The organism is Paenibacillus sp. EC2-1 (genome assembly GCF_049311625.1).
Taxonomy (GTDB): Bacteria; Bacillota; Bacilli; order Paenibacillales; family Paenibacillaceae; genus Paenibacillus_AQ.
The window spans coordinates 1,772,761-1,788,016 of the sequence record NZ_CP186006.1 but is presented as its reverse complement, the minus strand read 5'-3'; the positions used below and the strand labels follow the sequence as shown (position 1 = coordinate 1,788,016).

Here is a 15,256-nt window from a genome sequence, read left to right as displayed (position 1 = left end):
CTCTTTTCCTATGAAATCATCATAAGAATTAATAAACCTCTAGCTAATGAACCCCAAACATTGGAAGTTATAATATTCTTCATTGTATCAGAAATATGTTGACCCATATACTTCAAATTCATCAATATGCCATCATCATATCTCTTCATATAACAACAGCCTGTCGGACCTTACAATTGACGAACCCGCAGGCTTGCACAAGTTCTTGAAACATACTATCATATTTAAAGAACTTTGTAGGGACTAATTAAGGAGGTTACTAACGCCATGATTTTTGAAAATACGGGCTTGGATGGCTTGAAAAGCGATTTAGCTTATCTTGATGAAAGTGCAGAGAAGGTAGGCTTCGTCCGCTGGCAGTGGGAATACTACAGAGCTACATATGATTTGAAGATCGAAGATAAGAAAAGCGAGTCAGAGTACTTCCTCCGCATCAACACACGCGCTGTTGAAGGAAAATTGGAGAAGCCTGACACTGTACTCCAGATTGAAGCCGTTTACTTGGGAAAGGCAACCTTCCCACACGGTCTAGAATACGAGACACCTGCTCCACAACCGGTTATGAATCTTGCTAATAAGAAGTTGCAGGAACTGAAATCGCTGCTGGAAGCGTAATGGTAATGTTATGAAAACAACAAAACCACAGCCCAAGAGAGGGACGCCGGATTTCCAGCTGCTGATCCTTACCTTGCTGTTGGTGGGATTCGGACTGATCATGGTGTTCAGTTCCAGCTCCAGCTTGACTGTTTTTTCTGAAAAATTTAGTTATGACCCGTTTTACTTTTCTAAAAAACAGCTTATTTTTGCAGTTCTCGGGACATTTGTGATGCTGGTTGCCATGAACATTAATTACAAGAAGTATAAAAAGCTATTTATCCCTGTCTTTTTCATTACGATGATTCTGCTCATTCTGGTCGTTGTTCTCGGTGTGGCCACCAACGGTGCTTCTAGCTGGTTTAATCTCGGCAAGCTGGGAATCCAGCCGTCAGAGCTGGCCAAAATCTCTACCATTGTGTACCTCGCAGCTCTGATTTCGAAGAAAGGGGAACGGATCCGTCAATGGAAGGGCGGATTCTTCCCCGTACTGATCATCGTAGGCGTTGTAGCCGGTCTGATTATGCTTCAGCCCGACTTGGGTTCGACATTTATTCTTGTAGCTACATGCGGCCTAATTATTTATGCCGGAGGCGCGAGTATGAAGCATATTACAGCCTGTATATCTCTTGTTGCGCTTGGATTGGTTCTAACCATTGGAATTGGTTCCTTATTCGGTTCTTCTGGGGGAGATGCCGAGGGCCAGACAGGTAGCAATTATAAGATGGGTCGAATCGAGGCATTCCTTGACCCTTTCAAGGATCAATCAGGTACCGGGTATAACCTAGTTCAATCGCTGATTGCCATCGGCCAGGGAGGCGTAACAGGCGCAGGATACGGTGAAGGTGTTCAGAAACTTCATTATCTACCCAATCCCTACAACGACTTTATCTTCTCCGTCATCGGAGAAGAGTTCGGATTTATTGGTACGACGATATTTTTAATGCTGTATCTGTATTTCATATGGAGGGGAATTATTATTGCGCTCCGCTGTCCTGATCCCTTCGGTACATTAACCGGCATAGGAATTATGGGCTTGATCGCCATTCAGGCGTTCATTAATATCGGCGGTGTGACAAACACCATTCCAATCACGGGTGTTACCCTCCCATTCATCAGCTACGGTGGTTCTTCTCTACTTGTTATGATGCTTGCTATGGGGATTATGCTCAGTATTTCCAGAGAAAGCAATCGACCTGATAAAGAAGAACATGTAAAATCCGTCGTCAAAAAAGACTACCGGCCAGCCCGGTAGTCTTTTTGTGTTCTGCTAATTTAATTGTTTATGCGACTTATTTAGCGCGATAAGAAGCATCATCGATCTCATCGTCTTTGAAAGCTACGCCTTCTACTTTAACGTTAACTTCTACAACCCGAAGGCCCGTCATGCTCTCTACAGCCTCACGAACGTTTTGCTGAAGCATACGGCACACTTCATGTATCGGTGTCTCGTACAAAACAATAATGCGCAGATCGATCGCCGCTTCAAGCTGACCTACCTCTACTGTCACACCTTTTTGTACATTTTTGCCGCTAAGACGTTTCGCCCAGCCCTCGGACAATCCACCAGACATCGCTGCGATACCTGGAGTTTCCAAAGCAGCCATTCCAGCAATTTTCGAGACGACATCATCCGATATTCGAATTAAACCGTTATCCAGTTGAAGTTGTTCTGCCATGCCATATCCTCCTTCACCCTCATTATCCGTTATTGTAAATCCTAACAGGCCCAAAAAGCAAATCTCTAGTTGCAAGTTGTGTTTATTTAAGGCATTGTAATGGGTATAAAAGTAGGTATACTAAAGTTTTTACATATTAATAAGGTAGGTGTTTATGTTGAAAAAATGGCTGAGTCCAGCGCTGTTAGTTATTACTTTCTTACTTAGTGCAGCGGGTCATTTCTTGGGTTGGAATTTCACCCTACAGTTTATTCTATCAGCCATTTCGGTTATTTTTGTCGCAGGCTTTCTCGGAAAAGCGACAGAAAGCGTGGCACACTACGCTGGACAACGGCTCGGTGGTTTCCTGAATGCAACCTTTGGTAATGCTGCTGAACTCATTATTGCTATCCTCTTAGTTAAGCAAGGGTTATACGATATGGTTAAAGCAAGCATAACCGGATCTATCATCGGAAATTTACTGCTTGTTCTAGGGTTAAGTGTATTTGCAGGAGGCCTGAAATTTAAGATTCAGAAATATAACGTTACACTTGCAGGATTAAATGGTTCCCTGATGATACTTGGAATTATCGCCCTCTTTATTCCGGCTGTATTTCTGAACACGCACTCCATAACGGAGTCGGATACTAAATTTCTCAGTCTCGTGGTCGCTGGTATTCTCATCGTCGCTTATCTAGCATGGCTGCTCTTCTCTATGATCACACATAAGGATTATTTAAACGATGTCAGCAATGACGGTGAACAAGAGGAGTTGGCTCATGAGCACGCTCCTACCTGGTCCAAAGGCCGCTCGATTCTTTACCTTGTTGTAGCTACCGTTATGGTCGCCTTTGTCAGTGAGTGGTTAGTAGGCGTCCTTGAACCTGTAAGTCATGAATATGGGCTCAGTGAACTGTTTGTTGGTGCATTCCTTGTTGCAATCGTAGGTAATGCTGCTGAGCATAGTGCAGCGATCATGCTAGCGATGAAGAACAAGATCGGTGCGGCAGTAGAAATTGCGGTGGGCAGCAGCCTGCAGATCGCCCTATTTGTTGCTCCTGTTCTGGTCTTCATCAGCTTTTTCATGGGTGACACGATGGATATCGTATTCACAACGATAGAGCTGGTCGCGATCGGTGTAGCCGTCTTTATTGCCAAATCCATCACACAGGACGGTGCAACCAACTGGTATGAGGGTCTAATGCTGCTGGCTGTGTATGTAATACTTGGCTTCTCCTTTTACCTTGTGTAAAAAAAGATTACAAACATTCTTGCTTCTCCATTCAAAAGACGCGCTATACGGAGCTTAAGCTTCCATATAACGCGTCTTTTCTAGCATATCCCTATTGATGTTTCTAAAACATTTTTTATCAAAAAAACGCATGCCGACACTTTCTCACGCATGCGTTTCTATGTATCGCCTGTATTAACACAGGCTATTCGGCTTGATTCATGGCTTCATATAAAAGAGCCAGATTACGCTCTAACTTGCTGAGTAGCTGTTTCCCTGTTACTTCCGAAAGAAGTCCAGCCCGGACAGCGAAATCAACTTCTCTTGAAAATCCGTACATTTGGGTATCCAGCACTTCCTCATAGAGAGGGCAATAACGGGTTGCCAGATTCTCCATCTGTACTTCAATGAGCTTTTGAATTTTATCTGCATCTTCATTTAGAAGACTGATCGCTTTAAGGTTGAGCTGTTCTTGCAAATCAGATGAAGTCATGATCTTCCCCCCTATGTCAATATCACAGCACGGTTCTACCTCTAATATTAGACGATATCGCAGGTCAATACAAGAACCACTTCAAAAACTAGACCCTAGAAATCTTATTTATAATCATTCTTTCTTAAATCTAAAAAAACATCCTTCCTACAATAGGAAGGATGTTTCTGCTGATCTTATTCAGCAACTACAGTGACATTAAGGCCATGCTTTGTAAACACGTCGATCATTGCCTTTTTTGCTTCTTCAGCGTCTGGGCCATGAACGTGTAACTCATAGCTTTGGTGGCTCACAAGTGTAGTGAACAAACCTAAAATACTCTTAACATCGATGTACTTGTTCTCAGCCTGCAAAACGATAGAGGAAGAGAATTGACTTGCGGTCTGAGAAATGTCTACGACTGTCGCATTAGTATTGGACATACGAATCCCTCCGTAACTTTAGGATATTAGGAAGCTTTGTATTGCTTCTTCATGATACCTTGAATCCGTTTTCTCGCGCAACTATATTTCGTCTTATTTCAGATTTTCGGGGTTTAGCCCCTCAAGTTCTGGAATGACAAATAAACCGTCTTTGCGAATCAATACATCATCGAAATAGATTTCTCCCCCACCATACTCCGGACGCTGAATCAATACAAGATCCCAGTGGATGGAAGAACGATTGCCATTGTCCGTATCTTCATATGCTTGACCTGGCGTAAAGTGCAGGCTTCCAGCAATCTTCTCATCAAACAAGATATCTTTCATCGGGTTCAAAATATACGGGTTAAAACCAATAGCAAACTCTCCGATATAACGAGCTCCCTCATCGGAATCAAGGATTTCGTTAAGGCGTTCAGTATCACTGCTCGTTGCCTCTACGATCTTGCCGTTTTCAAAACGGAATTTAATGTTTTCAAAGGTAACACCATTGTATAAAGTTGGGGAATTATAAGAAATGGTGCCGTTTACGGAGTCACGAACGGGTGCGGTGTATACTTCGCCATCAGGAATGTTTTTTTGTCCTGAGCATTTTTCAGCCCCAATTCCTTTAATAGAGAAGCTCAGATCTGTACCCTGACCAACAATACGAACCTTATCTGTCGTTCTCATCAATTCTGCGAGCGGATCTTGTGCGCGATCCATCTTGGAGTAATCCAAGTTGCAAACATCAAAATAGAAATCTTCAAAAGCCTCCGTGCTCGTATTCGCTAGTTGCGCCATACTTGCATTCGGATAACGGAGCACAACCCACTTCGTGCGTTTAACACGTTCTTCACTATGTACAGGATGCGAATACAGCGCATTGTATAACTTCATGTTTTCTTCTGGAACATCAGCGAGATCATTCACATTCTCTCCAGCACGAATACCAATGTAACAATCCATTTCTTTCATACGGGCCAAATCGAGTTCTGCCCACAATGTAAGTTGCTCTTTTGTTGCATTTTTCAGCATCGCGCGCTGGACGGTCTTATCTGTAAGCTGGACAAAAGGATGTCCTCCCTTTTTTCCCACTTCTTCAATAATGGCATTGAGTAAGTCACGCTCAGAACCAATCATTTCAATTAAAACATTTTCCCCTGGCTGCATATCAACAGAATAACCGACCAGATTTTCTGCTAATTTCTGAATTCTTGGGTCCTTCATAAATGTTTACCTCCCTTGAGCTAGTCACTGCACAACCTCAAATTGAACAGCGGTAAATTCGTATTCCTATATTGTATCACGGTAAGAGGGATAGCGTCAGCCGCTCCCTTTGAATTTTATTGATAGTCCATAAAAAGAATGTCAGATACCAACGTTTCATCTCTTTTCTGTCCCTTGGAGCTGGCTGTGGAAATGGTTCGTTCTGAAGACAATCTGCTCGGTAGGTATGTTTTCTTATCAATCGTTAGATGGAAGACCGTGTTTACATTTGACTTATCAAGCAACCGATTCATTATTTGATTTTCTCTCTCCCAGATAGCTAAAAGCCGAGCTTTCACCTTAGGGTCGTCAGTATATAGAGCATCCCCTTTCTGGTCCATTCGACTGCGGATAGCTTGCATTTGAGACGTCAGTGTGCTCTTTGTCATTTCCTTAGAGGCACTTGGAGATAGCTTAATTCGGAGGATTTTCGTTCCCCTAGCAGCTCGTACCTCTTCTGTAATTTTCTTATCGGAATCCCCCAGAAGCTTAAGCTGTTCCAACGGATTCATCCGGGCCATCCAGTCTGCATTGGAATGACCATCAGCAAGAGAATGCCACTTCTCACCATCATACTGAAGCTTCCCTTTTAGACCCTCGGAATAAGCGTTCTCCGATAAGTCACCAGCAACTTTAGTTGATGAGGGAGGTGACTTTGAAGTCGTGATAGTGAGCAATTTATGGTCCTGTAACTGCCCTTGAAAAGCGAAAGCTTGATTATGCAGTTCACCATTACCACTTTTGATCACAGCATTACCTTTAAAAGCAAGATTATCCATACCGGAAAGCCCAGCAACCGCTCGTGTAAAAGATTCTTCTGCAGATAGCTTATTCATACCACAAGCGGTTATGGACATGCATATAGCTATTACAGCAAGCCATAGTAGGTAAATTCGACAGTGATTTTTTCTCATGATGGCAATCAGCCTTTCATTTGTTCATTCCCCTTAGACTAACCGCCTCCACCCCATTTATGCAGAAAAAAACCCACCGACTACGAATAGCCGCTGGGTTCCATTCATTCACATACTTCTGTCCGTTCAATAACAATTCGATTACGACCACTATTCTTCGCATCATATAATGCCATATCTGCCCTGTAAAATAGAGATTCTACACTTACCCTGTCATGCATCCAGTTCCACTCTGAGATCCCACAAGATACAGTGACTCTTGGCTCTGTCTCTTCTGCAACTCTGATACGTATTCGTTCTGCTACTTGGAGCGCCTGTTCAATGCCGAGACCCGGCAAGTAGACAGCAAGCTCTTCTCCGCCCCATCTGGCTGCAATATCGCTTTGTCGAATGGATGTCTTCACAATCCCACTGACCTGTTTCAATATTTTATCGCCCCGCTGATGCCCAAAGGTATCATTCACCTGTTTAAACTGGTCAATGTCTACAACAATGAGCGATCCACAGAAATCACGGCTCTGACACTCATGAATAGCTTCATCAAGGTAATGACGTGCATATAGTTCAGTCAGCATATCACGATTCGCCATCCATCGTACTTCTGCATGCAATGAGGCGTTGCCAACGGCAAGACCAATATGACTCGTTAAGGCTTGCAACAGACGATAATTATCATACGAAAAATAATGTCTATTTCGATGGGTTAACAAAATAACACCTCGAACTTCACCATTAACAATCAAAGGTGTAGCAATCATCGAATTGGATCCCGTTGACTCCATCAATTTCGAATCCGCAGGACGCTCCACTGAATAATCCGCCATAAACAGCGGCTCTTTGGAATGAAATACATGTCCACCTAGACCATAGTTCTTCTCAAACACTTCTTTTTCAAGATTTGAAGCATTACAGGATACGACTTCAAGTCCCCCAAGCTCCTCGTTGTAACTTAAAATGCAGCAGTACTCTGCCGTTAAAATTTTTAAAAGTTCCTCATTAGCAAATTGATATATGTCTGAAAGCTGTAAGCTTTTGTTTAACTGCTGTGTCAATTCGTTGATCATACGTAATTCATGGATCATCAGATTCGACTGCTCATACAATTTAGCATTCTCGAATGCGGTACCAGCCGCATCAGCCATCATCCCTAGCAATTCAAGATCCATATCCGACAGCTGTGCTTGCTCAACTTGAAGATGGAGAACACCATAAACACCTTGCTTCCCACCCACAGGGACTCCAATTTCAACCATATTATCCGCCTGTTCAGTATCATCACATACCGTGAGCGATCCCTCCATGAAGGTACGTACATACACTTCCTCCTGCCAATGATGAAGCAGTAATGGCTTTACTAGCGGATGACTACTCTGATGGTCCTGTGACATGAACAGATGCACGTTAGCATAAGGATATAGACCGTGGACACTGTCTAACACTTCTGTAAGTACTCCATCTACATTGTTCTGAGCATGCATACGCTTCACATAATGAAACAGATTGGAACGTCTACTGGCCTCTCTCTGAGCTTGTTCATGAATTTTTGCCATATCCTCTACAAAAATACGTTCGAATCGCCGATAAAAACAAGAGCGAAGCATGACAGCTGCAGATTCAGTCATAAACTGAATTTGTTCAGAGTCGATATGCGAAGGCGCGGCACTAATTAGCACAGCGAATACATCATGATGAATCCTTGAAACAATAGGCGTAGCACATATCGTTCTAACACCTGAAACCTCTTCACTTAAACCGATAGTAACCGCCTGTAATTCCAATGTTCGCCTAAGTGTAGCATCATCCTTAATCCACAAATACTTCTGCAGTTTGGGATCACCTGTCACCCATTCACCGTTTGGACCTACGATAGCCCAATCAGATTGCAATATCATTTGAAGTCCAGAGCTATCCCTCTTCCATTCTTGAAAGCTTTCTTCTAGTAATTGTTGAAGATAAGGAAAATCCGAAGGTGTTATATCCATAGATTGATGCCAGTCATAAGATTCCGAGTTAAGAATCCGATCGACATTCATTATCTTGGATGTAGAACCAGGAGAGCTTCCAGAAACTTTACGTTGTTCTTCTGACATAAAGGGCGCTCCTTTGTACCATTATAAAGACCTTGGTCATAAGCTATAAACATCCCGCTAATATGTACGAATATACATGTACCCGTTGCTTCTTCACTAATCCACTTTTACTTTCAAGCGTTATCGCGTTAAATTGTGTATACTTAATCAAATAGAATAATTACTATTAAATATATCTTACTCTTTTCCTACCCATTTTGCATTAAGAATTCGACGTTTTGTTCATATTTTTTAGGTCCTTGGGCCTATCGACAAATTTAGACAAAGTTATCCGTATGTAAACTTTATCTTCAACTTGACTTTATATCAGCTTTTCATATAATATTTATTGTTGATAAGAATGCATTGCATTCATTTGAATTTGGGCGGAATCGTTGTGTCACCCTCACGATATTTGTTGCTGACAGGACAGCGGCTGAACTTTCCCGTCAGATCTGCCGGATACCGGACAGAATGAAACAAATACGGCGCAAATAGAGCCCTAAATGAAACTTAATTACAAAGGAGTCTATATTACATGGCACGTTACACCGGTCCTAAATTTAAATTAAGTCGTCGTTTGGGTATTTCCCTGAGCGGCACTGGTAAAGAATTGAAACGCCCTTTCCCTCCAGGACAACATGGTCCTAACCAACGTAGAAAAATGAGCAACTACGGTTTGCAGCTTCAAGAAAAGCAAAAGCTTCGTCATATGTATGGCTTGGGTGAGAAGCAATTCCGCACCCTGTTTGATAAAGCACAGCACATGAAGGGTATTGCCGGTGAGAACTTTATGGTATTGCTCGAAAGCCGTCTGGACAACCTTGTTTACCGTCTTGGCTTCAGCAACTCCCGTGCAGGTGCTCGTCAATTGGTTGCACACGGTCACGTAACTGTTAACGGCAAAAAAGTCGACATCGCTTCTTATGCTGTTAGCATTGGCGACGTAATCGGTCTTCGTGAAAGAAGCCGTAGCCTTTCTGCAATTAAAGATGCTTTGGCTAATCGCGTACATCTTCCTGCTTACCTTGAGTTCGATGAAACTGCAATGGAAGGTAAGTACATCCGTCTTCCAGAGCGTTCCGAATTGTCTCAAGATATCGACGAGAAGCAAATCGTCGAATTCTACAACCGTTAAGATTGAGTTCTTAACAGCCGGGGGCTTATGCCTCCGGTTTTTTTATACCTGTCTACTTAAAGACGAATGAACCTTTTAGTTCCGTTTCTTAAATGTGAGACCGAACTTTCAGGTTTGTCCGTCTTATTTTTATCACATCAAAAGATCATTCATGATATTTAACTAATGATCAATACATTCTCTTACGCCCTTCTAAATCGAATGCAAGAAAATCCTTTCCTATGTGAACAATATGGAGAATTATCGCGCTCTCAAACAGTTATGCTCATCATATTAAGTTTTTTGTACGCCAACTTTAGGAAGAATGGCTCTCTTCTGTCTCCTACAAAATAAAACTTCCGTAAAATGGGAACGACAGGATGCGATATGATGATTCAAATGCGTCGATTTATGCTATAATAGGTGCGTTAAAAGGAGGAGTAACATACATGGTTGAGGAGAAAAAAAAGGAGCCAGATAAACAACGACCTCCTAAGAGATCCATCGGACGCAGAATAGGATCGGTTATAGGCTGGCTCTTTGTTATTGGTTTGATGGGTACGTTATTCGTTGGAGGAGCCGTCTTTGGTTATGTAACCTCTATTGTTAAAGATGAACCCATAAGATCAAGGGCTCTCATCGAACAAAAGATGAACGACAACGCCGTCACTGGTTTCGCCTACTTTGGTGATGGATCCCCTATCGGTCAACTTCGGACGGAAGAAGATCGAAGACCGGTGAGTTATGATGACATTCCGAAACTCGTCATTGATGCGGTTGTATCCATAGAAGATAACCGGTTTTATACACATAATGGAGTCGACTTTATGGGCACTGCACGCGCTGTTAAACAACGCCTCTTGAATGAGCCTGTTCAGACAGGTGGCAGCACACTTACGCAGCAGCTCGCTCGACAAGCTTTTTTAAGCCGCGACAAGACAAGTGACCGGAAAGTTAAAGAGATTTTGCTTTCGTTACGCTTGGAGCGATTTTTAAGTAAGGAACAGATTATCACAGCTTATCTGAATAAAGTTCCGTTTGGTAACGGTTCAAATGGCTACAATGTATTCGGAATCAAAGCAGCAGCTAAAGGTATTTTTAATATCAGCGATCTGAATAAATTGAATATTGCTCAGGCTGCTTACCTTGCAGGTCTTCCACAACTCCCTTCTGCCTATTCGGCGTTTAATGGGATCGGAGAATTTGATGAGAAGTCTTTTAAGCGTGCTCTCAAGCGTCAAAATCTCGTGCTTGACCGTATGTTAGAAGAGGGTAAGATCACCCCTGAAGAACATAAGACGGCCAAAGCGTTTGACATCAAGAAATCATTGGCTCCACGCACGCAGAAAGCTTATGTAACTTATCCATATCTGATGATGGAAGTTGAACGTCAGGCTTCGAAAATTTTAATGAAAATTAACCATCCAGACGTTGATGGTGAACAAACGAAAGAAAACGGCGATCTGATGAAGGAAGCACGCTCACAACTTAGTACCGGTGGATATCGAATCTACACAACCATCGATCGTACGATTTATGGATCTATGCGAAAGATCGCAGAAGACAACAGTAACTTCTACCCTGATAGCCAAACAAAAGGGAAAGAACAGACGGCTGCAATGATGATTGATAATAAAACCGGTGCAATTCTCGGAATGATTGAAGGCAGAGACTTCAAGACAGAGGAAATGAACTATGCTACACAGATGGTTCGTCAACCGGGGTCGGCTATGAAACCCATTGCAGCTTATTTACCCGCCCTTGAGGAAGGCAAGGTTCAACCAGGCAGTATCGTAGACGACTCACCTATTATTTTGAAAGATTATTCAAAAGGGTATCATATTCCTCGAAATGTCTATAGAGGATACAAGGGTCTTATGACTGCTCGTGAAGCCTTGAATAACTCAACGAATACAGTCGCACTGAAGTTGTTTAATAATGCCATCGGTATTGATAAGGCATGGGACTTCTCTAAGAAACTCGGAATAACTACCCTAGTCGAGGCCGATAACGCAGCATCAACGGGTGTGTTGGGCGGACTCAAATACGGTGTATCTGTAGAAGAATTAACAAATGCCTACAGCTCGATTGGCAACCATGGTAAATTCACAGATGCTTATATGATTGAAAAAATTGTAGATTCCAATGGTAAGATTGTGTACCAGCACAAGGTAGATCCGGTGCAGGTGTATTCCGATCAGACTGCCTACTTGATGACGGATATGATGCGTACAGTTATCACGAATGGTTCTGGTGACACTGTTCGCAACAACTACAAGCATTTCAATACCATTCCAGTTGTCGGAAAAACGGGATCAAGCCAAAACTACGGTGATAGCTGGTTTATGGGCTATTCTCCTGACATTACCCTGGGGGTATGGATCGGTTATAAACAATCCGTTAATGTCTTGGTAGATGATCAGAAGAAACATGCTCAGCGCATATGGTCCAAAGTCATGAATGAGGCTATCGATCTTAAGCCTGACTTGTTCCCAACAAAAGAATTCAAAAAACCTGAGGGAATTATCTCCAAAACCGTCTCAGCATATAGTGGAAAACTCCCTTCAGAGTTGACTGACAAATTTGTAACAGATCTCTTTAATGTCAAGTATGTGCCTACAGAGAGAGATGACAGCTTGGTTAAAGCCAAGTACATTACTTACAATGGCGCTAATTATATACCTAGAGATGGAACGCCTTCAGATTTCCTTAAAGAGCAAATGGTCATCAAGCGCGAAAAGCCTATTGATGAACTGATTAAGGAACTAGAGGCTGCCTTCGCGGTTATGCGTGGAGAACGCCAGCCGCTAGAGTATTACATCCCTAGAGACGCTAATAAAGGCATGCCAACGAAAGTCGATCCGAGGGTTGACGATGGAAGGGCTCCAACCCCTCCTAAGAACGTGAACTACTCCAATGGAGTTATCACCTTCTCTCCAAGCGGTTCGCCTGATGTGGTCGGCTATAGGCTCTATCGTTCTTTGAACAATGGTCCTTATATGCAAACAGGTCAGATTGTTATGGCAGATGCTACTAAACAGTTTACTGGGCTCGGAAATGCAAGCTATTATATTGTAGCCGTAGACGTAGCTGGTAAAGCATCTGAGCCGAGTGCTATCGCAGGTTACCAACAGATTGTTAATCCAATAGTGCCAGATATAGATACAAAGCCTGACGAGGTAATACCTGATGATGGAGCTCAAGAGACACCTGAGACTGATTCTAACAGTTCCTCTACTCCGCCACAGCAACCTGGACAGCCCAATATTCAAGCTACACCAGACGGCTTTAAAGCCTCTTGGAGCAGCAATCCAGCTGATGATCAAGTAAGTTTATATATCATTCATTACAGCCCTAACAATGATGGGATTTATCAACAACTCGGAACGTCGCAGTCTAATGAGTTTTACTATAAGAGCAGCGCTCCGATCAGTGGAACATTCCGGATTACAGCTGTGAATAAAATTGGTCAGTCCTCACCTTCAGCGACCGTGTTTTTTGAGAAGAATTAAAACTGTTAAACAAATAGGGACGCCAGAGAGCACTTTCATGCACTCTGGCGTCCCTTCTTCTTGATATACGTTATACGGTAATAATCATAATTCATAATTTATGCATTATACAAATAAAGAGCAGCCAGGAGGCTGCTCTTTATTTTCTATTAATCTTCAATTGTAGATAGATCACCTGTTGGTAGATCCAGTTCCCAAGCCTTCAAGACGCGACGCATAATTTTACCAGAACGTGTCTTCGGCAGTTTATCCTTAAATTCAATTTCCCGAGGAGCTGCGTGTGCTGACAATCCTTCCTTTACAAAGCGATAAATGTCATCCTTTAACTCCTGAGTAGGCTCATAGCCTTCACGCAAGGAGATAAATGCTTTAATAATCTCCCCTCTTGTTACGTCAGGCTTACCAATAACTCCTGCCTCAGCAACAGCTGGATGCTCTACAAGCTTGCTCTCCACTTCGAATGGCCCGATTCTCTCCCCAGAAGAGTTGATAACATCATCGACACGACCTTGGAACCAGAAGTATCCTTCTTCATCCATATAAGCAGAGTCTCCTGATACATACCAACCTGGAATTCTGAAATATTCCTCATATTTACTTGGATTATTCCAGATTTGTCTCATCATAGATGGCCATCCTGATTGAATCGCTAGGTTACCCATCGTATAAGGAGCAACCTCTCGCCCCTTATCATCCAGGATAGCTGCTTTGATTCCTGGCAATGGTCTACCCATAGACCCAGGCTTGATTGCCATGCTCGGATAGTTACAAATCAATTGTCCACCCGTCTCCGTCATCCACCATGTATCATGAATGCGCTGTTTATAAGCTTTATGTCCCCAACGTACAACTTCAGGATTAAGAGGTTCACCTACTGAGAGTACGTGGCGTAGATTACTCAAATCATACTGGGAGATAAGATCTTTGTCTGCCCCCATTAGCATACGGAATGCCGTTGGAGCACTGTACCAAATCGTTACTTTATATTTCTCAAGCGTTCCGTACCAATCCTGAGGACTGAAACGTCCACCGCGAATTACGTTTGTTGCACCATTAAGCCAAGGGGCAAAGGCTCCATAAGATGTTCCAGTAACCCAGCCTGGGTCCGCTGTACACCAATAAATATCATCTTCTCGCAGATCGAGAACGACTTTACCTGTATAGTAATGCTGAAGCATTGCATTCTGTACGTGGTAGACACCTTTAGGTTTACCTGTTGATCCAGAAGTGTAATGCATAATCAAACCATCTTCGCGATCTAACCATTCGATCTCAAGATCCGATGAGGCATTCTCCATCTCTTTGTAATAATCGATGAGACCTTCATTCTCTGGTGTATTCTCACCCACGACAAAAATATGCTTTAATTCCGGAAGCTCATCACGTTTTACACGTGGTAATAATGCGGGAGTCGTAACTAGCGCCACTGCTCCGCTATCCTCCAACCGATCCTTAACCGCTGTTTCCATGAAAGCTTCAAACAAAGGACCTACTACGGCACCAACCTTCAAAATACCCAACAAACTAACATATAGCTCAGGACTACGAGGCATAAAAATAAAGACCCGCTCTCCCTTGCCAATTCCGTAACTGCGGAGAACACTGCCGAACTTGTCCGACTTCTCTTTCAACTGGGCATAAGTGATAGCTTCATCACGAGTTGCATCACTATACAACAGTGCAGTCTTATCTCCTCTTCCTTCGGCCACATGCCGATCAATTGCTTCGTATGCCATGTTGACTTTGCCTGTATCGTACCAAGTGAAGTGGCGTTCAACTTCATCCCACGAAAATTGAGAAGCTGCTTGCTCGTAATTGCTCATATTGGAAATGGAAACTTCACTCGGCAGCACTTCAGTGTGCGTTTGATTCATAATTGCATCCTCCTCATTCTTAAATCGTTCTCCTACTTGTGTGGACAGCGCTTACAAATGATATGAATGGTACATTAGAATTCACAAACGGCAGGTCATCATGGAGCTCAAATCATCAGGAAAT

Annotated in this window: 12 protein-coding genes; 5 read left to right on the top strand and 7 right to left on the bottom strand. The window is 42.8% G+C overall.

Annotation, left to right across the window (positions count from 1 at the left end):
* Positions 1–267 precede the first annotated feature (267 nt).
* Both ACK8P5_RS08305 and ftsW read left to right on the top strand, forming a co-directional pair.
* A complete protein-coding gene (locus ACK8P5_RS08305) occupies positions 268–615 on the top strand; it encodes a YugN family protein (RefSeq protein WP_422660473.1) in 348 nt (115 codons plus the stop codon).
* A 10-nt stretch (positions 616–625) separates the two neighbouring features.
* Complete coding sequence (ftsW, locus tag ACK8P5_RS08300) at positions 626–1,849, top strand: putative lipid II flippase FtsW (protein WP_422660472.1); 1,224 nt, start codon at positions 626–628, stop codon at positions 1,847–1,849.
* Positions 1,850–1,886: 37 nt separating this feature from the next.
* On the opposite strand, the gene ACK8P5_RS08295 is transcribed toward ftsW, so the two are convergent.
* Positions 1,887–2,273, bottom strand: a complete 387-nt coding sequence (locus tag ACK8P5_RS08295; RefSeq protein WP_422660471.1) for an Asp23/Gls24 family envelope stress response protein — start codon at positions 2,271–2,273, stop codon at positions 1,887–1,889.
* 157 nt (positions 2,274–2,430) lie between these two features.
* On the opposite strand from ACK8P5_RS08295, the gene cax reads away from it, so the two are divergent.
* Entirely contained in the window at positions 2,431–3,504 is a 1,074-nt protein-coding gene (gene cax, locus ACK8P5_RS08290; protein WP_422661413.1) for a calcium/proton exchanger, read from the top strand.
* Positions 3,505–3,688: 184 nt separating this feature from the next.
* Here the strand turns inward: cax and ACK8P5_RS08285 are convergent, their stop codons facing one another.
* From ACK8P5_RS08285 to ACK8P5_RS08265, 5 genes are all read right to left on the bottom strand, one after another.
* Positions 3,689–3,976, bottom strand: a complete 288-nt coding sequence (locus ACK8P5_RS08285; RefSeq protein WP_422660470.1) for a DUF1507 family protein — start codon at positions 3,974–3,976, stop codon at positions 3,689–3,691.
* A gap of 176 nt (positions 3,977–4,152) precedes the next feature.
* On the bottom strand, positions 4,153–4,398 hold the full coding sequence (locus tag ACK8P5_RS08280) for an HPr family phosphocarrier protein (RefSeq protein ID WP_422660469.1): 246 nt from the start codon (positions 4,396–4,398) through the stop codon (positions 4,153–4,155).
* A gap of 93 nt (positions 4,399–4,491) precedes the next feature.
* Positions 4,492–5,607, bottom strand: a complete 1,116-nt coding sequence (locus tag ACK8P5_RS08275; RefSeq protein ID WP_422660468.1) for an aminopeptidase — start codon at positions 5,605–5,607, stop codon at positions 4,492–4,494.
* Positions 5,608–5,723: 116 nt separating this feature from the next.
* Positions 5,724–6,482: a hypothetical protein gene (locus tag ACK8P5_RS08270; protein WP_422660467.1), complete on the bottom strand. Its 759-nt coding sequence runs from the start codon at positions 6,480–6,482 to the stop codon at positions 5,724–5,726.
* A 182-nt stretch (positions 6,483–6,664) separates the two neighbouring features.
* Positions 6,665–8,650, bottom strand: coding sequence for a sensor domain-containing diguanylate cyclase (locus ACK8P5_RS08265; protein WP_422660466.1), 1,986 nt, complete (start codon positions 8,648–8,650; stop codon positions 6,665–6,667).
* A gap of 517 nt (positions 8,651–9,167) precedes the next feature.
* Between ACK8P5_RS08265 and rpsD the strand changes: the two genes are divergently transcribed.
* Complete coding sequence (gene rpsD, locus ACK8P5_RS08260; RefSeq protein WP_422660465.1) at positions 9,168–9,767, top strand: 30S ribosomal protein S4; 600 nt, start codon at positions 9,168–9,170, stop codon at positions 9,765–9,767.
* Between the two features lie 428 nt (positions 9,768–10,195).
* Positions 10,196–13,258 (top strand): transglycosylase domain-containing protein, encoded by a 3,063-nt coding sequence (locus tag ACK8P5_RS08255; protein WP_422660464.1) that lies wholly within the window; start codon positions 10,196–10,198, stop codon positions 13,256–13,258.
* 149 nt (positions 13,259–13,407) lie between these two features.
* Here the strand turns inward: ACK8P5_RS08255 and acsA are convergent, their stop codons facing one another.
* A complete protein-coding gene (gene acsA / locus ACK8P5_RS08250) occupies positions 13,408–15,132 on the bottom strand; it encodes an acetate--CoA ligase (protein ID WP_422660463.1) in 1,725 nt (574 codons plus the stop codon).
* Between the last annotated feature and the right edge of the window lie 124 nt (positions 15,133–15,256).